Origin of the sequence: Pseudomonas sp. BS-2016 (genome assembly GCF_001806145.1) — a bacterium.
Lineage (GTDB): Bacteria > Pseudomonadota > Gammaproteobacteria > Pseudomonadales > Pseudomonadaceae > Aquipseudomonas > Aquipseudomonas lundensis.
Window position 1 is genome coordinate 144,808 of sequence record NZ_MLCT01000036.1, and the last position, 19,953, is coordinate 164,760.

A 19,953-nucleotide genomic window follows, 5' to 3' on the forward strand; every position below is an offset into this window, starting at 1 on the left:
GGCTGGAACGTGTATTGGGTGGGCGGGATGCAAAATCGCAGGCACAAAAAAAGCGACCCTGAGGTCGCTTGATTTTTAGCTTCAGAGAGTTCAAGGGCTCTGAGGCGAATATGGCGCAGCGGACGGGACTCGAACCCGCGACCCCCGGCGTGACAGGCCGGTATTCTAACCGACTGAACTACCGCTGCGTATCGCTCGGACTTGCGTCCGTTTGGAACAGTTAAACCGTGACTGAAAGGCTTCGGTGCTTTTCAATCGCAAATCAGGATCACCTGATTTGTAAAAATATGGCGCAGCGGACGGGACTCGAACCCGCGACCCCCGGCGTGACAGGCCGGTATTCTAACCGACTGAACTACCGCTGCGCGTCGGTTGGTGTTCTCTTCAGAACGACCTTTCTCTTGCGAGAAACTCAAGAAGTGGTGGGTGATGACGGGATCGAACCGCCGACCCTCTGCTTGTAAGGCAGATGCTCTCCCAGCTGAGCTAATCACCCTTTGCTTCGTTGAGGCCGCGAAATTTACGCACCTATCGAAGCTAAGTCAAGGACGAGATTGAACTTTTTTAAAAAAAAGCAGAAATCGATAATCCCTGACTATGGCTCTACCACCTTGTGAATCCTCTAATTAGACGGCAGCTAAGCGTCGTACACCATTTTTTTACTCATGCCGCCATCGACCACGAACTCTTGCCCCGTTACAAACCCGGCATTGCGCGACAGCAACCAGGCCACCATCGACGCCACGTCTTCCACTGTCCCGACCCTGCCCGCGGGATGCTGCGAATGATCGGTATCGGCCAGTGGCTCAGCACGGCGCACGGACGGATCGCGGGCATCAATCCAGCCCGGGCTCACCGCATTGACCCGGATTTCCGGCCCAAGGCTGATCGCCAGTGCATGCGTCAACGCCAGCAAACCACCTTTACTCGCGACATACGCCTCGGTGTCGGGTTCGGACTGGCGGGCACGGGTGGAGGCCAGGTTGACGATGGCACCGCAGTGCGCCCGCAGGTACGGGGCGCAATGCTTGGCCAGCAGCATCGGCCCGGTCAGGTTGACCGCCAGTACGCGGTTCCAGTGTTCGAGGTCGAGGCTTTCAAGGGTCATGTTGTGCGGATCCGCAATGGCGGCGTTGCACACCAGCGCATCCAGACGCCCGAACTGCCCCAGCACCTGCGCCACGCACTGAATAACGTCCGACTCCTGTGCCACATCCATCGCCACAAACCAGGCGTTTTCGCCCAGCACCTTGGCCACTCTGGAGCCGCGTGCGCGGTCAATGTCCGTGATCACCACCTGCCAGCCTTCGCTGACCAGCCAGGCGGCAATCCCCAGGCCAATGCCCCGCGCAGCCCCGGTCACCAGTGCCACGCGGCCGTTTCCGCCCGCCGATGTTTCGAGAATCAGGTCCGTCACAGTGCGGCAAGGCCTCGTGCCAAGTCCGCCTGCAAATCAGCCACATCCTCAAGACCCACCGCGATGCGGATCAGGCTGTCACGGATACCGGCGGCTTCACGCTCCTGAGGTGCCAGGCGACCGTGGGACGTTGTGGCGGGATGCGTGATGGTGGTTTTACTGTCACCCAGGTTGGCGGTGATGGAAATCAGGCGAGTGGCGTCGATAAAGCGCCAGGCACCCTCCTTGCCCCCCTTGACCTCAAAGCTGACCACGGCGCCAAAGCCGCGCTGCTGGCGCTGGGCCAAAGCATGCTGCGGATGGCTCTTGAGACCGGCGTAATGCACTGTCTCGATGCCGTCCTGCTGCTCCAACCACTCGGCCAGGGCCAATGCGCTGGCGCAGTGGGCACGCATGCGCAGGTTGAGGGTTTCCAGCCCCTTAAGGAAGATCCAGGCATTGAACGGGCTCAAGGTCGGCCCCGCGGTGCGCAGGAAACCCACCACTTCTTTCATCTGTTCGCTACGACCGGCGACCACGCCGCCCATGCAGCGGCCCTGCCCATCGATGAACTTGGTGGCCGAATGCACCACGATGTCGGCCCCCCACTTCAGCGGTTGCTGCAAGGCCGGGGTGCAGAAGCAGTTGTCCACCACCAGCATCGCGCCCTTGGCATGGGCTACTTCAGCGAGCGCGGCGATATCGACCAGCTCAGCCAACGGGTTCGAGGGGGACTCGACAAACAGCAATTTGGTGTTGGGCTTGATCGCGGCATCCCAACCCGACACCTCGGCCAGAGGCACGTAGTCGACCTGCACGCCAAAACGCTTGAAATACTTTTCGAACAGGCTGATGGTCGAACCGAATACGCTACGCGACACCAGAATATGATCGCCCGCGCTGCACAGGCTCATGACCACCGACAGGATCGCCGCCATGCCTGTGGCCGTGGCCACTGCCTGCTCGGCACCTTCCAATGCCGCAATGCGCTCTTCAAAGGCGCGCACCGTGGGGTTGGTGTAACGCGAATAGACATTGCCGGCTGCCTCGCCCGAGAACCGCGCGGCCGCATCGGCTGCGGTGCGGAACACGTAGCTGGAGGTCAGGAACATGGCGTCGCCGTGCTCGCCCTCAGGTGTACGGTGCTGACCCGCACGTACGGCCAAGGTGTCGAACGCTACGCCTTCAAGGTCGCTGTCCAGCCGACCGGCATCCCAATCCTGACTCATGCTGCCCACTCCTTGCTGTAATGACTGCTGTGTATTGGCTACTTTGCGTATCGGAAAAATGCAAACCGGCCCCTTGGGGCCGGTTCGGTGAAGCGTTAGTTGTTGTAGATGCCGATGGTGGCACCCACCCCCTGCGCAATCACCTTGGAGGCATCGTTGCGCGCACGCTCGATACGGTCCAGGTAGTTGTCATCGATGTCACCCGTCACGTACTTGCCATCGAACACCGCGCAATCGAATTTCTCGATCTTGATCTTGCCACCGCCCACGGCGTCGATCAGGTCAGGCAGGTCCTGATAGATCAGCCAGTCTGCGCCGATCAGATCAGCGACATCCTGGGTGGTGCGATTGTGTGCAATCAACTCGTGCGCACTCGGCATGTCGATGCCATACACGTTCGGGTAGCGAACCGCCGGTGCGGCCGAGCAGAAATACACATTCTTGGCACCCGCTTCGCGGGCCATTTGAATGATCTGCTTGCAGGTGGTCCCGCGCACGATCGAGTCATCGACCAGCATCACGTTCTTGCCACGGAACTCAAGTTCGATGGCATTGAGCTTCTGGCGCACGGATTTTTTGCGTGCCGCCTGGCCCGGCATGATGAAGGTACGGCCGATGTAGCGGTTTTTGACGAAGCCTTCGCGAAATTTCACGCCCAGGTGGTTGGCCAGCTCCAGAGCCGCCGTACGGCTGGTGTCCGGGATCGGGATGACTACATCGATGTCGTGCTCAGGGCGCTCGCGCAGAATCTTGTCAGCCAGCTTTTCACCCATGCGCAGACGGGCTTTGTAGACCGAAACGCCGTCGATGATGGAATCCGGACGCGCCAGGTAAACGTGCTCAAAGATGCACGGCGTCAACTGCGGGTTGGCCGCGCATTGGCGGGTGTGCAGCTTGCCATCTTCTGTGATGTAGACCGCTTCGCCGGGCGCCAGGTCGCGAATCAGGGTGAAACCCAGTACATCCAGCGAAACGCTTTCAGAGGCGATCATGTATTCCACGCCTTCGTCCGTGTGACGCTGGCCGAACACGATCGGGCGAATGCCGTTAGGGTCGCGGAAACCGACGATGCCGTAACCGGTCAGCATCGCAACCACGGCGTAACCGCCACGGCAACGGTTATGCACGTCGGTGACGGCGGCGAACACGTCTTCTTCGGTCGGCTGCAGCTTGCCGCGCTGGGCCAGCTCGTGCGCGAACACGTTCAGCAGCACTTCCGAATCGGAGTTGGTGTTGACGTGGCGCAAGTCAGATTCGTAGATCTCCTTGGCCAGTTGCTCAACGTTGGTCAGGTTGCCGTTATGCGCCAGGGTAATGCCATAGGGCGAGTTCACATAAAACGGCTGAGCTTCAGCTGAAGTCGAGCTACCTGCAGTCGGGTAGCGAACGTGGCCAATGCCAACATTCCCGACCAGGCGCTGCATGTGACGCTGATGAAACACGTCACGAACCAGCCCGTTGTCCTTGCGCAGAAATAACCGGCCGTTATGGCTGGTTACAATACCGGCAGCATCCTGGCCGCGGTGCTGGAGGACGGTTAGCGCGTCATACAGCGCCTGATTGACGTTCGACTTACCGACGATACCGACGATGCCACACATGCGACGCAACCCCTACTTTATGGATCTGAACTGAACACCGCTCACTTGGGCTGGGTAGCCGGCAAGAGGTGCTCCTTGAACGGAATATCAGCGGGTACGCTGATACCGCTGGCGAGCCACTGACTGCTCAACCCCAAAATGAGGTTTTTCGACCAGTCGGCAACCAATAGAAATTGTGGCAAAAGCCGTGACTCTTGCCACCACGAGTCCTGCTGTACCGGCCCCAGGCTTAACAACCCGACCGCCACGACCACCAGCAATGCGCCACGCGCGGCGCCGAAGGCCATGCCAAGGAACCGGTCGGTCCCGGACAACCCGGTGACGCGAATCAGTTCGCCGATAAGAAAATTGATCATTGCGCCGACCAGCAAGGTGGCGACAAACATGATGGTGCACCCGGCGATGACACGGGCGGAAGGTGTTTCGATGTAGGCAGAGAGATATTCCGACAGGGAACCACCGAACATCCAGGCGACAACACCGGCAATGATCCAGGTGCACAGCGACAATGCCTCTTTGACGAAGCCACGCTTCAAACTGATCAGTGCAGAAATGGCAATCGTTGCAACGATCGCCCAGTCAACCCAGGTAAATGGCACGGTGCAGCCTACAGACAGATAAGGCGGCGCATTTTAGCAGAGCACCGCCTCACAGGTAAGGCGCTTTGAACGCGCATTACGTAACAGATTGAACCTTTTTTCAGTCTCAGCCACGTTCAGGCTGAAAGCGAACCACAAAACCCTTGAGATTTTGCTGCTTGCCCAGTAAATCGCGCAGCCGGTCGGCTTCTGCACGCTCCAACAAAGGCCCTACAAAAACCCGGTTCATCCCGCCAGAGCTCCGAACGTATGCGTTATACCCTTGATTGCGAAGGGTTTTTTGCAGGTTATCGGCACTGGCACGATTGGACAGACTGACCAACTGCACCGACCAACTGATTGGCAAACCATTGCCATCGACACGTTTTTGCGTGGTATCGAGTTTGGCTGGCGCTTGCGCCACCGTTTGTGCGGGGGTGACCGCTGGCGGCTTGGGCGCGACAGCGGGCTTGGCGACCACCGGCGGTACCACGACAGCTTCCGGTTGCGGCGCAGCCACCACGGCCTGCTCGACCGGGGCAGGCTCTTCGGGAATGACCTGCGGCTCGGGCACTGCAACCGGCTCAACCTGAACCTGCGGCATCACGGGCACTTGAGGCGCCGTGGGGGCATCGACCTGAATCTGACGCTGCTCATCCTGACGCGAAAACAGCATTGGCAAAAAAATCACCGCCAATGCCACCAGCACCAGCGCGCCCACCATGCGCTGCTTGTACGCCTTATCCAGCAAAGCCATGTGCAGCCTCCTCCGTGGCGCGCCGCTCCAGCCATTCAAGGGCTTCGGCGACACAATAGAATGACCCGAACAACAGAATTTCATCCGCCTCACTGGCCCGCCCGCACTGAGCCTCCAGCGCAGCCATGACACTGCCATGCTCTGAAACAGAGGCGCCCTGACGTCGCAGGACAGCCGCCACCTCAGCCGCCGGGCGAGTTCGGGGGGTGTCCAGCGGCGCTACCGCCCAGTGCTCGACCGGCACCGAAAACTCACCCACCACCCCGTCCAGGTCCTTATCTGCCAGCAAACCAAACACGGCCAGGCGCTTGCCTGTCACCGCGCGCTGCATCAGGCGCCGAACCAGATACTGCGCGGCATGCGGGTTGTGACCCACATCCAGAAGCAGATTCAGGGTTTTACCCTGCCACTTGAACGAGCGACGATCAAGTCGGCCGGTCACACGGGTTGCCTGCAGCGCCTGCGCAATGCGCTCCGGCTGCCATGGCAAGCCGCTCAGCGCGTAGCTTTGCAACGCCAGGGCAGCGTTTTCCATGGGCAAGTCAAGCAGGGGCAGATCGCGCAGTTCAATAACGCTCCCGTCCGCGCTCAGTCCACGCCAGTGCCACACCTGTTCGGTGGTAGCCAGGTCGAAATCACGGCCGCGAATAAAGAGCGGACAACCCAGTTCATGGGCTTTATCCAGCAACGTCTGGGGCGGATTCAAATCACCGCACAGGGCAGGCTTGCCTGAACGAAAGATACCGGCCTTTTCGTACGCGACAGACTCTCGGGTATTGCCCAGGTATTCCACATGATCGACGCCAATGCTGGTGACCAACGCCAGGTCGGCATCCACCAGATTGACGGTATCAAGCCGACCGCCCAGCCCGACTTCCAGCACCACCGCATCGAGCCCGGCCCGCTGGAACAACCAGAAAGCGGCCAGCGTGCCGACTTCAAAGTACGTCAGGGAAATTTCACCACGACCTGCCTCGACCGCAGCAAAGGCTTCGCATAACTGCTCGTCCGTCGCTTCAACGCCCGCGATTTGCACCCGCTCGTTGTAACGCAGCAAATGCGGGGAGTTATACACCCCCACTTTCAGGCCTTGCGCTTGCAGCAAAGACGCTACAAACGCACAGGTTGAGCCTTTGCCGTTCGTGCCCGTGACCGTCACCACCCGAGGCGCTGGCTTGATCAGCCCCATACGGTTCGCTACTTCTCGCGAGCGCTCCAGGCCCATGTCGATGGCCGATGGATGCAACTGCTCAAGGTAAGCGAGCCATTGGCCAAGGGTGCGCCGGGTCATAGGTTTGCCGGAGCCGGCGGTACAACGATGGCTTCAACAGGAGGCGCGACGTACACCGGCGTCGGCAAGCCCATCATTTGTGCCAGAAGGCTGCCCAGGCGCGGGCGCAGCTCTTGACGCGAAACGATCAGGTCGATGGCCCCATGTTCCAGCAGGAATTCACTGCGCTGGAAACCTTCCGGCAGTTTTTCACGCACGGTCTGCTCGATGACACGCGGGCCGGCAAAACCGATCAACGCCTTGGGCTCGGCAACGATCACATCGCCCAGCATCGCCAGACTGGCCGAAACGCCGCCGTACACCGGATCGGTCAACACGGAAATAAACGGAATGCCCTCTTCGCGCAAGCGTGCCAGCACGGCGGAGGTCTTGGCCATTTGCATCAGGGAAATCAGGGCTTCCTGCATGCGCGCGCCACCGGACGCCGCGAAGCAGATCATCGGGCAGCGGTTTTCCAGCGCATGGTTGGCGGCACGTACAAAACGCTCGCCAACGATGGCACCCATCGAGCCACCCATGAACGAGAATTCAAAGGCAGACACCACGACCGGCATGCCCAACAGGGTGCCGCTCATGGAAATCAGCGCGTCTTTCTCGCCAGTCTGTTTCTGCGCGCCGACCAGACGATCCTTGTACTTTTTGCTGTCGCGGAACTTCAGGCGGTCAACCGGTTCCAGGTCGGCACCCAGCTCGACACGGCCGTCGGCGTCCAAAAAGATATCAATGCGTGCACGCGCGCCGATGCGCATGTGGTGGTTGCATTTAGGGCAAACGTCCAGGGTCTTTTCCAACTCAGGGCGATAAAGCACTGCATCGCAGGACGGGCATTTGTGCCACAGGCCTTCAGGTACCGAACTCTTCTTGACCTCCGAACGCATGATCGAAGGAATCAGTTTGTCTACCAACCAGTTGCTCATGCTTTTTTTCTCCAGTACCGGGGCGGCTTGAACACCTGGTTCAGGCCCCGTGTATGCCCTTGAGCTAAATTCATTAGGTGTGTGGCGATGATTGCAGTCACCTGCGGTCAGCCCATGGCGAACCGGCATCTCCCTGCAACCCTCAGCCTTCCCGACAACACGCTCCAGAGCGGTTGCCACTTTAATTTCTGCCCGTCCAACGACCGGGCCCGCACGCTTTACGGCAGCGGTAATGATGGACGGTGGCAGACTGCCAACCGTCACATCACGCGTCAGTTTGTTCCACGAACCGCCTGCATGAAGGCACGTATTTTGTCGTGATCCTTAATGCCCTTGCTCTTTTCAACGCCGCCGCTCACGTCAACGGCATACGGACGAACGCGGTGAATGGCGTCTGCCACATTATCGGGTGTCAAACCGCCAGCCAGAATGATCGGCTTGCTCAGGTCCCGAGGTATCAAAGACCAGTCAAAGACCTCGCCGGTTCCCCCCGGCACACCTTCAACGTAGGCATCCAGCAAAATTCCGCTGGCGCTGCCATACCGCGCGCAAGCTTGCGCAATGTCATCGCCGGCCTTCACACGCAGCGCTTTTATATAAGGCCGGTGAAAACCTTCGCACTGCTCCGGCGTTTCGTCGCCGTGAAACTGCAAAAGATCTAGCGGTACGGCGTCGAGGGTTTCGTTGAGCTCACACGCGCTGGCATTGACGAAAAGACCGACCGTGGTGACGAAGGGAGGCAATGCCGCAATGATTGCGCGAGCTTGCTGAACGCTTACAGCGCGCGGGCTTTTGGCATAGAACACAAAGCCAATCGCATCCGCTCCGGACTCTACAGCGGCCAGCGCATCCTTTATGCAGGTAATACCGCAGATCTTGCTGCGAACGGCTGACATGTCGACTCCACCTCCGGGTTGGTGCATGAAAGTGGCGGATGGTAACAAAAGCGTGCGCGGGCGTCAGCCGGCCAGTTCGCTAAAACCGGTCAGGAAATGCGGACCGATGTACCGGTCAGGCAACTGAAACTCATCGTGGTACTCGACCTGCACCAGGTACAGGCCGTAAGGGTGCGCCGTGACACCCCCCAAACGACGTTGACGGCTTTCCAGCACCTCTTTGATCCACTCCACCGGTCGCTCACCGGCACCAATGGTCATCAGCACGCCGGCAATATTGCGCACCATGTGATGCAGAAACGCACTGGCGCGGATGTCCAGCACAATCATCTGCCCGTGACGGGTGACCCGCAGGTGATGCATTTCTTTGATCGGTGATTTGGCCTGGCACTGACCGGCGCGAAAAGCGCTGAAGTCATGCACTCCCAACAAGTACTGCGCCGCCTCGGCCATGCGCTCGACATCCAGCGGACGATGGTTCCAGGTGATTTCCTGATTCAAATGAGCCGGCCGTATCTGATCGTTATAAATGACATAGCGATAGCGCCGCGCGATGGCTTTGAACCGCGCATGAAAATGCGCCGGCATGACTTTGGCCCAGCTCACACTGATGTCATGGGGCAAATTGATATTGGCCCCCATCACCCACGCCTTGAGCGAGCGCTCAGCTTGCGTGTCAAAGTGCACCACTTGCCCGCAGGCATGCACACCGGCATCGGTACGCCCTGCGCACAACAATGAAACCGGGGACGCGGCGACTTTTGACAGCGCCTCTTCAAGGGTTTCCTGAACGGTCAGCACCCCGTTGGCCTGACGCTGCCAGCCGCTGTACCGCGACCCTTTGTATTCAACGCCCAGCGCGATGCGGGAAAAACCTTCGGCAGCCATTTCAGCGGCTGCGTTATCTAAATTTGCCAAGGACTTACAGCCTGCTCATGTACGCAAAGGCGGGCATTATAAGGCGCACGCGCCAAGACGCCATGAAACAAATACGCCACACCGATGATTAGACGCACCCGCGCCCACCTCGCAAAAACGACAACGGCAGCCACCCTGGCTGCCGCTGGCATGACGGGCTGGCGATCAGACCAACCCAGACAACATCTCTTTCGCCTCGGCCTGCTGCGCAGTATTCCCTTCGCCAAGCACTTCAATCAGGATGTCCCGCGCACCCTCCGCATCGCCCATATCGATATACGCTTGCGCAAGATCGAGCTTGGTAGCGGTTTCGTCCGTGCCGGACAGGAAGTCGAACTCGGGTTCATCGCCCTGCTCCACGGCATCGTCAGCAGCAAATTTGTCGGTATCGACAAACGGCTCGGCAATCGGTGGATGTTCCAGGCTTTGCGACAAACGCTCCAGCTCGGCATTCACTTCATCCAGCTCCACCGAAAAGCTGTCAGGCGCCGCCGGTGCCTCTTCGTCCGCCAATGACAGGTCGAAATCCGCGGGCAGATCCAGATCATCGACGCCATTGATGTCGAATAACGGCGTCTCGGCATCAGACAACCCCTTGAGCTCGTCTTCCAGACCCAGCACATCCTCATCCGCCAGGGTCGGAGCAGAAAGCTCATCGTCCGGCAGGTTCAAATCAAAGTCAGCAAGGTCATCATGGGCGGCCTGGGCTTCAGCCTGCTGGGCGAGCACGGCCTCAAAGCTCAACTCATCATCGGCAGGTGCCGGAGCCTGAGGTTCCACAGTCGGAGCAACCACCGCTGGGGATGCAGCCTCCAGATCATCCAGACTCAGATCGAAATCTTCATCGAATGCCTCGCTCACCGGCTCGGCGGAAACGGGCGCCTCTGCATTCGGCTCTTCCTGAAGCATGTCTTTGACGAACTGGGCATCCAGCTCGGCAGCCAGGGCCGCCGAAGCAATACCGGCAGCGGCGGCAGCTGCCATGGCCGGATAGCGCGCCTTGAGCTGCTCGACTTCAGCGTGATTTTTGCCATTGGCAACCAACTGGCGCTCCTGGGCAATAAACGCGTCACGCTCGCCCAGTTCGCCATAGACCTGCATCAGCTTCAGACGCAAATCACTGCGTTGCGGCGCCTGCTCAATGGCTGAAGTGAGCAGCTCTTGCGCCTCATTGAATTGGCGGCGGGTAATCAGGTGCTCGGCTTCGTCCAGCACATCGCTGTCGGGTTTGGACTGTGTGGCCGCTGCCACGACTGCCGCCGCGGCGACAGTGGCTGCCGCAACCGCGGGAGCCACAGACTCAACAACTGGTGCAGGTGCAGGTGCAGGTGCAGGTGCAGGTGCAGGTGCAGGTGCAGGTGCGAGCTTGACGCTTGGAGGCGGAACTTCAAGGCCTTCAAAGCTGCTTTCCGGCATATCCAGATCAGCCGCGAAATCCGACTCTTCTTCAAGCGCACGCGCCATGCGCAGGTGTTTTTCGGCGGCCTGTTGCGCTTTACGGCGACGCGCCAGCAGCAACATCAGCAGTAACAACAGCAACACGGCCCCGCCACCGACCAGACCCAGCAGCAACGGACTGGCCAGCAGGTCCTGAATACTGCGTTCCTGGTCTTGTGCGTCATCCACCGGCGCCGGAGGGACGGCGGTGGCCGGTGTTCCTTCAGTGGCTGGCGGAATGTCAGCTTCGGGGGCATCGGCTGCCTGCGCCGCCAATTGCGCCGGAATCGCCGCAGCAGGATCGGTTGGCACAGGCTCTGCCTGCAGCTTGGCCAACTGATCGTTTTTCAACTCAATCAAACGTTGCAACTTGTCGAGCTGGCTTTGCAGATCCTGCATCCGGCTTTTCAGCTCGGCATTCTCTCGACGGCTGGCATCCAGGCCTTCCTGGGTCATCGCCAGCTTGTCGCTTAAATGTTTGACATCACCTGCCGCGCCTTTGCCAGCCCCCTTGGCCGCCTGCCCTGAGACCAGGCTCAAATTGTCGCCCACCGCCTCTTTGGGCGTTGCCAGCGCCGGGGTTTTACGCCCGGTTGCATCCAACTGCTGGGCCAACGGCACAGTGCGACGCCCGCTGCGCCAGTCGGCGTTCTGCGAGGCCACTTCAGCCAAGGCCTTGGCGTGCGGTAATTGGGTGCTTTGCGACGCATCCGGCAAGCGCAGCACCTGACCGGTTTTCAGGCGGTTGATGTTGCCATTGATAAACGCATCGGGATTGAGCGCCTGAATCGCCAGCATGGTTTGCTGGACGGATCCGCCATTGCGCGCCTTCGCGGCAATTTCCCAAAGGGTGTCACGGGCACTGGTGGTGTATTGCGCCGGGCTGCCCGCAGGTGCAGCCGCCGGGGTGGCTGCAGCAGCGGCAGCCGTTTGCGGCGAAAATTTGGCCGGGTCAAGCAACACGCTGTAATCGCGCAGCAAGCGGCCATTGGGCCACATGACCTGCACCAGAAATTTGACGAAAGGTTCTGACAGCGGCTGACTGGAGGTCACACGCAACACGCTTTTGCCCTCCGGGTTGATCACCGGGGTAAAGCGCAGGTCATCCAGAAACGCAGGGCGCTGAACGCCTGCCTTGGAGAACTCTTCAGCCGGTGCCAGGCTGGGGACCACTTCGGCAGCGGTCAAGTCCTTGACATCCAGCAATTCGATTTCAGCCAGCAGCGGCTGGTTCTGCGTCGACTTCAGCGTCAGCTCCCCGAGCCCAAGCGCCTGTGCCATGCCGGATGACAGCGCCGAAGCGGCGGCGATTGCTAACACTAATTTGCGAACTTGAACCATAGCCTCTTCCTTATTGGTACAGACCCCGTCCCACGGGATCTGTATAGCTGCTGCCTGAAGACCCCGCCCGGATTACACCACCACCGGGTCGGTTCTCCTATTACGCCTTGCGAGCCCTGACAGCAACTGAACTGCAACGATTGGCCGTCTGGCTAGAATCATTTTGCAAATTGACGCCAAGTATCTTTTACAGTTGGTCTTTTATCAACAACTCGGCCACCTGCACGGCGTTCAAGGCGGCGCCTTTTCGTACGTTATCTGACGTCAACCACAAATTAAGTTCAGAAGTATCGTCAACTCCGTGACGAACACGACCTACATACACAACGTCCTGACCGACCGCATCCCCCACAGCTGTAGGATAGTCGCCCGCCTCGACCAGTTCGATGCTATCGGCTGCTTCGAGCAATGCATTAACCGCGTCCAGATCCACCGGGCCTGCCAATTGCACCGAGACGCTGAAGCTGTCGCCAAAAAACACCGGCGCCTGCACGCAGGTTACCGACACCTTAAGACCAGGCATGCCCAGCACGTCGCGCAGCTCGCTGACCAGACGCTTCTCCAGCGGCACATGGCCCTGGGCATCTGGCTTGCCAACCTGCGCCAGCAAATTGAACGCCATTTGCCGGTCAAAGAACGTCGACTCCAAAGGGCGCAAATTAAGCAGCTCTGCCGTCTGACGCGCCAGCTCCGACACCGCTTCACGCCCTTGTGCCGAGACCGCCAGGCACGCGGTGACATTCACCCGCTGAATGTCCAGCAGCCCACGCAAAGGGGCCAGCACCACCGCCAGCGCTGTCGCCGAAGGGCTTGGGCTACTGACTTGTACGGGTTTGGGTAAACCTTGCAGCTTCTGCGCATTGGCCTCCGGCACGACCTGAGGCGCCTGAGCCTGCGCCAAGGCTCCAGACAGGTCGATGACGGCACACCCCGCTGCACGGGCTTTGTCGGCAAAACTCAACGTGACCGCAGGCCCTGCCGCAAAAAACACCATGCGTACCTGAGTGAAATCAAATGCGTCGACTTCACGCACCCGCACGTTCTTGCCCCGGTAAGGCACCGAACTTCCGGCGGACTCCAGACTGGCCAGCAAATGCAGCTCACCGACGGGAAAATCACGTTCTTCAAGAATGTGCACAATGGTTTCGCCGACAGTGCCGGTGGCGCCAACGACGGCGATATCAAAGGACTGGCTCATGGATCTACCTCAGGCGAAACAGTGGGAGCGGCACTGTACCGGGCGCCACCCCGCCAGGCAACGCACAGCGCGCTGTAAAGGGTGTGCATCGTCGGCGCACAAAAAAACCCGCGCCTCTTGCGAGGGGCGGGTCTGAAATCACCGGCGCGGATTAACGCTCCAGCAAAATCCGCAGCATGCGGCGCAGCGGTTCGGCCGCGCCCCACAACAGCTGGTCACCGACCGTGAAGGCGCCGAGGAACTGCGACCCCATGTTCAGCTTGCGCAGACGGCCGACCGGCACGTTCAGGGTGCCGGTGACTTTGGTCGGGCTCAGCTCCTGCATGCTGATTTCACGCTGATTGGGCACCAGCTTGACCCAAGGGTTGTGCTGGCTGATCAGCCCTTCGATGTCGGCAATCGGCACATCTTTGTTCAACTTGATGGTCAACGCCTGGCTATGGCAACGCATGGCGCCGATGCGCACGCAAATGCCGTCAACCGGAATCGGGTTTTTGAAGCGACCCAGAATCTTGTTGGTTTCGGCCTGCGCCTTCCACTCTTCACGACTCTGGCCGTTAGGCAGTTCTTTGTCGATCCACGGGATCAGGCTGCCTGCCAGCGGCACACCGAAGTGCTCGGTCGGGTACGCATCGCTGCGCATGGCCTGCGCCACTTTGCGGTCGATGTCGAGAATGGCGCTGGCCGGGTTGGCCAGTTCATCGGCGACTGCGGCGTGGGTTGCGCCCATTTGCTTGATCAGCTCGCGCATGTTCTGCGCGCCGGCACCGGAAGCCGCCTGATAGGTCATGGCGCTCATCCATTCCACCAGACCGGCCTCGAACAGACCGCCCAGGCCCATCAGCATCAAACTCACGGTGCAGTTGCCGCCCACGTAGTTCTTGGTGCCGGCATCCAGCTGCTGGTCAATCACCTTGCGGTTGACCGGGTCCAGAATAATGACCGCGTCATCCTGCATGCGCAGGCTCGATGCAGCATCGATCCAATAACCTTGCCAGCCTGCCTCACGCAGCTTCGCAAACACCTCAGTGGTGTAGTCGCCGCCCTGGCAGGTCAGGATCACATCGAGGGTTTTCAACTCTTCAATGTTGTAGGCATCCTTGAGCGGAGCAATATCCTTGCCCACGGACGGACCTTGTCCACCGACATTGGAGGTGGTGAAAAACACCGGCTCAATAAGATCGAAATCCTGCTCTTCCAGCATCCGCTGCATGAGCACGGAACCGACCATACCGCGCCAACCGACCAGACCTACACGTTTCATCGCAACTACACCTTTAACAAAAAGTGGGGTCGTTACTTCCACCAACAGGAAGTAACGGGCCCGAGAGATTACAGATTCTGCAGCGCGGCGACTACTGCATCGCCCATTTCCTGTGTACCGACCTTGGTACACCCCGCCGACCAGATGTCACCCGTACGCAAACCCTGATCCAGAACCAGGCTGACCGCCTGCTCGATGGCATCGGCGGCTGCCTGCTGATTGAAGCTGTAACGCAGCATCATGGAGACCGACAAAATCGTGGCCAGCGGGTTGGCAATGCCCTGCCCCGCGATGTCCGGCGCAGAACCGTGGCACGGCTCGTACATGCCCTTGTTATTGGCATCCAGAGAGGCCGACGGCAGCATGCCGATGGAGCCGGTGAGCATCGATGCCTCGTCGGAGAGGATGTCGCCGAACAGGTTGTCGGTGACGATCACGTCGAACTGCTTGGGCGCGCGAACCAGTTGCATCGCGGCATTGTCGACGTACATGTGGCTCAATTCGACGTCCGGGTACTCCTTGGCCACTTGCTCGACAACTTCACGCCACAACTGGCTGGACGCCAATACGTTGGCCTTGTCGACTGAGCACAACTTCTTGCCGCGCACTCGGGCCATGTCGAAACCGACCCGCGCAATGCGGCGAATTTCGCTTTCGCTGTAGGGCAGTGTGTCGTAGGCCTGACGCTCGCCATTGTCCAGCTCGCGGGTTCCGCGTGGCGCACCGAAGTAAATGCCGCCGGTCAATTCGCGAACGATCAGGATGTCCAGGCCCGCGACGATTTCCGGTTTGAGGCTCGATGCGTCCGCCAGTTGCGGGTAAAGGATCGCAGGACGCAAGTTGCCGAACAGCCCCAATTGCGCACGAATTTTCAGCAGGCCCCGTTCAGGACGGATGTCACGTTCGAGGGTGTCCCATTTAGGGCCGCCCACCGCGCCCAACAGTACCGCGTCCGCCGCACGGGCACGGGCCAGGGTCTCATCGGCCAGCGGCACACCATGCTGGTCAATGGCGGCGCCGCCGATCACGTCATGGGTCAACGCGAAGTCGAGTTGAAACTTGTCGTTGGCCAGCTCCAGCACCTTGACCGCCTGAGCCATGATTTCTGGACCAATGCCGTCACCTGGAAGAATCAGAATCTGCTTGCTCATGGGTTCCTCTTTTTTTTGTCTATCGATGCCCCCGCAGGCGCATCCGAAAATTTTAATCGTGTGACGTGCTTACTTTTCGCACCACAGCACCAGCACATCGGTACTGAACGAGCCATCGGCGTCAATCTCGAAATACTCACGCACTTCGGCGCCCATGGACTGTTGCAAGGCGAGGATGGCGTGGCTCAGGGTGTCGGGCGTGCGCATACGGGCAATCCAGGAGCCGAACTCTAATCGCAAACGCTGGCGCTGCGTACTGCGCGTGTGCAACCCCGCCTGGCTGACCTGCTCAAGCCACTCACCCGCCGCGTAATCGCGCACATGGCTGGTGTCGCGCAACACTTCAACCGTTTGCAAATACGTGTCAAACAAAGGGCTGCCCGGCGACATCACGTCAATGAATGCAGCGACACCGCCGGGCTTGAGTACCCGCCGTACTTCGCGCAAGGCCTGACCGAGATCGCTCCAGTGATGGGCCGAATAACGGCTCAGCACGTAATCGAACTCGCCGTCAGCAAAGGGCAAGCGCTCTGCGGCGCCGCGTACGGTGCGGATATTCGGCAACTCGCGCTCAAGGGCCGCGCGACTCACCACATCCAGCATCTGCTGCGAAAGGTCGTAAGCGACCACCTCCTTGACCAGCGACGCCACGTGAAAACTGACGTGCCCGGCCCCGCAGCCGAGGTCCAGCACCCGCGCCGCCGACTTGCCGGCCAACTCCGCCTGGAGCAGCGCAAACTCGGCGCCCAGGGCATGAACAGTGCTGTTCAGGTAGGCCGACGCCTGCTCACCGAACTGTTTCTGTACGACTTGACTGTGCTGAGCGGTGCGGGTCATTGGAGTGTCCTTCAGGTCATGGGCTTGCAATCAGTCGCGAAACAACCAGGGCTGACTGGCGCGATGCTTGCTCTCAAACGCAGCGATGGCATCGCCATCCTGCAAGGTCAAACCGATGTCATCCAGACCGTTAAGCAGGCAGTGCTTGCGAAACGCATCGATTTCAAAGCTCAGCACTTTGCCGTCCGGGCGGGTGACCGTCTGCGCCTCAAGGTCGATCTTGAGCTGATAACCCGGTGTGGCTTCAACCTGAGCAAACAGTTCGTCAATCTCGGCGTCGCTCAGGATGATCGGCAACAAACCGTTCTTGAAGCTGTTATTGAAGAAGATATCGGCATAACTCGGCGCGATGATGCTGCGAAAGCCATATTCTTCCAGCGCCCACGGTGCGTGTTCACGGCTTGAACCGCAGCCGAAGTTTTCACGCGCCAGCAACACGCTGGCGCCCTGGTAACGCTCGGCATTGAGCACGAAATCTTTGTTCAATGGCCGTTTGGAGTTGTCTTGATAAGGCTGGCCCACGTCCAGGTAGCGCCACTCATCAAACAAGTTGGGGCCGAACCCGGTGCGCTTGATGGATTTCAAAAACTGCTTGGGAATGATCTGGTCCGTGTCCACATTGGCACGGTCCAAAGGCGCAACAAGACCGGTGTGCTGGGTAAAAGCTTTCATGCTGCGCTCCTTAAATCAATTCGCGGACGTCGATGAAACGACCGTTTACCGCCGCGGCAGCGGCCATTGCCGGGCTCACCAAGTGGGTGCGGCCTCCGGCGCCCTGACGCCCTTCAAAGTTACGGTTGGAGGTCGAAGCGCAGTGCTCGCCCGACTCAAGGCGGTCAGGGTTCATCGCCAGACACATCGAGCACCCCGGCTCACGCCATTCGAAACCCGCTTCAAGGAAAATCCTGTCCAGCCCTTCAGCTTCTGCCTGAGCCTTCACCAACCCCGAGCCCGGCACCACAATCGCCTGCTTGATGGTCGAGGCCACCTTGCGGCCTTTGGCGATCACGGCCGCCGCGCGCAAGTCTTCAATGCGCGAGTTGGTGCACGATCCGATGAACACACGATCCAGCTGGATATCCGTGATCGCCTGATTGGCGCTTAACCCCATGTACTTCAACGCACGCTCAATCGAACCGCGCTTGACCAGATCGGCTTCCTGCGCCGGATCGGGCACATTCTGATCCACGGCCAACACCATTTCCGGCGAAGTGCCCCAGCTGACCTGCGGCTTGATCAGGGTCGCATCCAGTTCGACCACCGTGTCGAAGACTGCGTCGGCATCCGACACCAGTGATTTCCAGGCCTCAACCGCCTGGTCCCACTCCGCGCCTTTGGGGGCGAACGGGCGGCCCTTGACGTAATCGACTGTCTTCTCATCGGCTGCCACCAGACCGACGCGCGCGCCCGCCTCAATGGCCATGTTGCAAATGGTCATGCGGCCTTCAACGGACAAGTCGCGAATCGCGCTTCCGGCGAACTCAATGGCGTGACCATTGCCACCGGCCGTGCCGATTTTGCCGATGACCGCGAGCACGATGTCCTTGGCTGTCACCCCAAATGGCAGTTGGCCTTCTACGCGCACCAACATGTTCTTCATTTTTTTAGCGACAAGGCATTGGGTGGCCAGTACGTGTTCGACCTCAGACGTGCCAATACCGTGGGCCAAGGCGCCGAACGCGCCATGGGTCGAGGTGTGCGAGTCGCCGCAGACCAGGGTCATGCCCGGCAATGTGGCGCCCTGCTCAGGGCCGATCACGTGAACGATGCCCTGACGCACGTCGTTCATTTTGAATTCGGTGATGCCGTACTCGTCGCAGTTGTCGTCCAGGGTTTGCACTTGCAAACGGGAAACCTGATCGGCAATCGCTTCAATCCCGCCTTTGCGCTCCGGCGTGGTCGGTACGTTATGGTCCGGGGTCGCGATATTGGCATCGATGCGCCAAGGCTTGCGCCCTGCCAGACGCAAGCCTTCGAACGCTTGCGGCGAGGTCACTTCATGAATGATGTGACGGTCGATATAGATCAGCGCCGAGCCATCGTCGCGCTGCTTGACCAAATGCGAATCCCAGAGCTTGTCGTAAAGCGTTTTGCCGGCCATCACACGGTTCCTCATCAGCTACTTTCTGCGCCAATAACCACTTGGCTTGTGAGGTCGATCCTATGGCGTTAAAGTCAATAACTCAAATTCATAATTTTTATAGTTTGGATAACCAAAGGGAATTCGAAACATGGACCTCGCAAATCTCAATGCCTTCATTGCGATTGCAGAAACCGGCAGCTTTTCGGGTGCCGCCGAACGGTTGTTCCTGACCCAGCCGGCGATCAGCAAACGCATCGCCAGCATTGAGCAACAACTCAAGCTCAGGCTGTTCGACCGACTCGGCCGCGAAGTCAGCCTGACCGAGGCCGGCCGTGCGCTGCTGCCCCGCGCCTATCAAATACTCAACGTGCTCGACGACACCCGCCGGGCGCTCAACAACCTCAACGGAGAAGTCAGCGGCCGCCTGACACTGGCTACCAGCCACCATATTGGCTTGCACCGCTTGCCGCCCCTGCTGCGTGAATTCACCCGCACTTACCCCAAGGTCGCGCTGGATATTCAGTTCCTCGATTCAGAAGTGGCCTACGAAGAAATCCTCCATGGCCGTGCCGAACTGGCGGTCATTACCTTGGCGCCCGAACCGCATTCACTGATTCGCGCCGTGCCGGTGTGGGATGACCCGCTGGATTTTGTCGTCGCGCCTGAGCACTCGCTGACCCACAAAGGGCCAATCAGCCTGGCAGACATCGCACACCACCCGGCGGTGTTTCCGGGTGGTAACACCTTTACCCACCACATTGTGCAGCGGCTGTTCGAGGCACAAGGGTTGACCCCCAATATCGCCATGAGCACCAACTACCTGGAAACCATCAAAATGATGGTGTCCATCGGTCTGGCCTGGAGCGTGCTGCCGCGCACCATGCTCGACGAGCAAGTGGCATCGATCCGCTTGCCGGGCATACAACTGACGCGCCAGCTAGGCTATATCTTGCATACCGAACGCACTTTATCGAATGCCGCACACGCTTTCATGACACTGCTGGATGGCCAGGTCGATACGCGGCACACTGCGCCTGACGCATGACCGTACTGACGCTT

General features: G+C 59.6%; 17 protein-coding genes and 3 tRNA genes. 1 reads left to right on the plus strand and 19 read right to left on the minus strand.

All coding sequences use genetic code 11. The features are described from left to right. Positions 1-111: 111 nt before the first annotated feature. From BKD70_RS19235 to leuC, 19 genes are all read right to left on the minus strand, one after another. A tRNA-Asp gene (locus tag BKD70_RS19235) sits at positions 112-188 on the minus strand. Positions 189-288: 100 nt separating this feature from the next. Continuing rightward, positions 289-365 (minus strand) — tRNA-Asp (locus tag BKD70_RS19240). Positions 366-420: 55 nt separating this feature from the next. Next, positions 421-496 (minus strand) — tRNA-Val (locus BKD70_RS19245). A gap of 141 nt (positions 497-637) precedes the next feature. Further along, entirely contained in the window at positions 638-1,405 is a 768-nt protein-coding gene (locus BKD70_RS19250) for an SDR family oxidoreductase (protein WP_371914011.1), read from the minus strand. A gap of 8 nt (positions 1,406-1,413) precedes the next feature. After that, positions 1,414-2,625, minus strand: a complete 1,212-nt coding sequence (locus tag BKD70_RS19255) for an O-succinylhomoserine sulfhydrylase (RefSeq protein WP_047275548.1) — start codon at positions 2,623-2,625, stop codon at positions 1,414-1,416. A gap of 95 nt (positions 2,626-2,720) precedes the next feature. Further along, positions 2,721-4,226: an amidophosphoribosyltransferase gene (purF, locus tag BKD70_RS19260; RefSeq protein ID WP_047275550.1), complete on the minus strand. Its 1,506-nt coding sequence runs from the start codon at positions 4,224-4,226 to the stop codon at positions 2,721-2,723. A 41-nt stretch (positions 4,227-4,267) separates the two neighbouring features. Next, entirely contained in the window at positions 4,268-4,825 is a 558-nt protein-coding gene (locus BKD70_RS19265; RefSeq protein WP_047275552.1) for a CvpA family protein, read from the minus strand. A gap of 106 nt (positions 4,826-4,931) precedes the next feature. Continuing rightward, the gene (locus BKD70_RS19270; RefSeq protein WP_047275554.1) at positions 4,932-5,561 is read right to left on the minus strand and encodes an SPOR domain-containing protein; all 630 of its coding nucleotides are present in this window, start codon (positions 5,559-5,561) and stop codon (positions 4,932-4,934) included. Beyond that, positions 5,545-6,852, minus strand: coding sequence for a bifunctional tetrahydrofolate synthase/dihydrofolate synthase (gene folC / locus BKD70_RS19275; RefSeq protein ID WP_047275556.1), 1,308 nt, complete (start codon positions 6,850-6,852; stop codon positions 5,545-5,547). The genes BKD70_RS19270 and folC overlap by 17 nt, the downstream gene beginning before the upstream one ends. Beyond that, positions 6,849-7,769, minus strand: a complete 921-nt coding sequence (gene accD / locus BKD70_RS19280; protein WP_047275558.1) for an acetyl-CoA carboxylase, carboxyltransferase subunit beta — start codon at positions 7,767-7,769, stop codon at positions 6,849-6,851. Before accD ends, folC begins: the two co-directional genes overlap by 4 nt. Positions 7,770-8,041: 272 nt before the next feature. After that, on the minus strand, positions 8,042-8,665 hold the full coding sequence (locus BKD70_RS19285) for a phosphoribosylanthranilate isomerase (RefSeq protein ID WP_047275560.1): 624 nt from the start codon (positions 8,663-8,665) through the stop codon (positions 8,042-8,044). Between the two features lie 63 nt (positions 8,666-8,728). Further along, positions 8,729-9,553, minus strand: coding sequence for a tRNA pseudouridine(38-40) synthase TruA (gene truA, locus BKD70_RS19290; protein ID WP_047275562.1), 825 nt, complete (start codon positions 9,551-9,553; stop codon positions 8,729-8,731). 195 nt (positions 9,554-9,748) lie between these two features. Beyond that, positions 9,749-12,361, minus strand: coding sequence for a FimV/HubP family polar landmark protein (locus BKD70_RS19295; protein WP_047275564.1), 2,613 nt, complete (start codon positions 12,359-12,361; stop codon positions 9,749-9,751). 187 nt (positions 12,362-12,548) lie between these two features. Then, positions 12,549-13,559 carry an aspartate-semialdehyde dehydrogenase gene (locus BKD70_RS19300; RefSeq protein WP_047275567.1) on the minus strand — a complete coding sequence of 337 codons (1,011 nt, stop codon included), beginning with the start codon at positions 13,557-13,559 and terminating at the stop codon, positions 12,549-12,551. 151 nt (positions 13,560-13,710) lie between these two features. Next, positions 13,711-14,823, minus strand: a complete 1,113-nt coding sequence (gene asd / locus BKD70_RS19305; RefSeq protein WP_047275568.1) for an aspartate-semialdehyde dehydrogenase — start codon at positions 14,821-14,823, stop codon at positions 13,711-13,713. A gap of 68 nt (positions 14,824-14,891) precedes the next feature. Further along, on the minus strand, positions 14,892-15,974 hold the full coding sequence (gene leuB, locus BKD70_RS19310) for a 3-isopropylmalate dehydrogenase (RefSeq protein ID WP_047275570.1): 1,083 nt from the start codon (positions 15,972-15,974) through the stop codon (positions 14,892-14,894). A gap of 69 nt (positions 15,975-16,043) precedes the next feature. Further along, positions 16,044-16,811, minus strand: a complete 768-nt coding sequence (locus BKD70_RS19315) for a class I SAM-dependent methyltransferase (protein WP_047275573.1) — start codon at positions 16,809-16,811, stop codon at positions 16,044-16,046. Positions 16,812-16,841: 30 nt separating this feature from the next. Next, positions 16,842-17,483: a 3-isopropylmalate dehydratase small subunit gene (gene leuD / locus BKD70_RS19320; RefSeq protein ID WP_047275575.1), complete on the minus strand. Its 642-nt coding sequence runs from the start codon at positions 17,481-17,483 to the stop codon at positions 16,842-16,844. A gap of 10 nt (positions 17,484-17,493) precedes the next feature. Then, positions 17,494-18,912 (minus strand): 3-isopropylmalate dehydratase large subunit, encoded by a 1,419-nt coding sequence (leuC, locus tag BKD70_RS19325; RefSeq protein WP_047275576.1) that lies wholly within the window; start codon positions 18,910-18,912, stop codon positions 17,494-17,496. A gap of 130 nt (positions 18,913-19,042) precedes the next feature. Here leuC and BKD70_RS19330 point away from each other — a divergent pair, with 130 nt between their 5' ends. After that, on the plus strand, positions 19,043-19,939 hold the full coding sequence (locus BKD70_RS19330) for a LysR family transcriptional regulator (protein WP_047275578.1): 897 nt from the start codon (positions 19,043-19,045) through the stop codon (positions 19,937-19,939). The last annotated feature ends 14 nt before the right edge of the window (positions 19,940-19,953 follow it).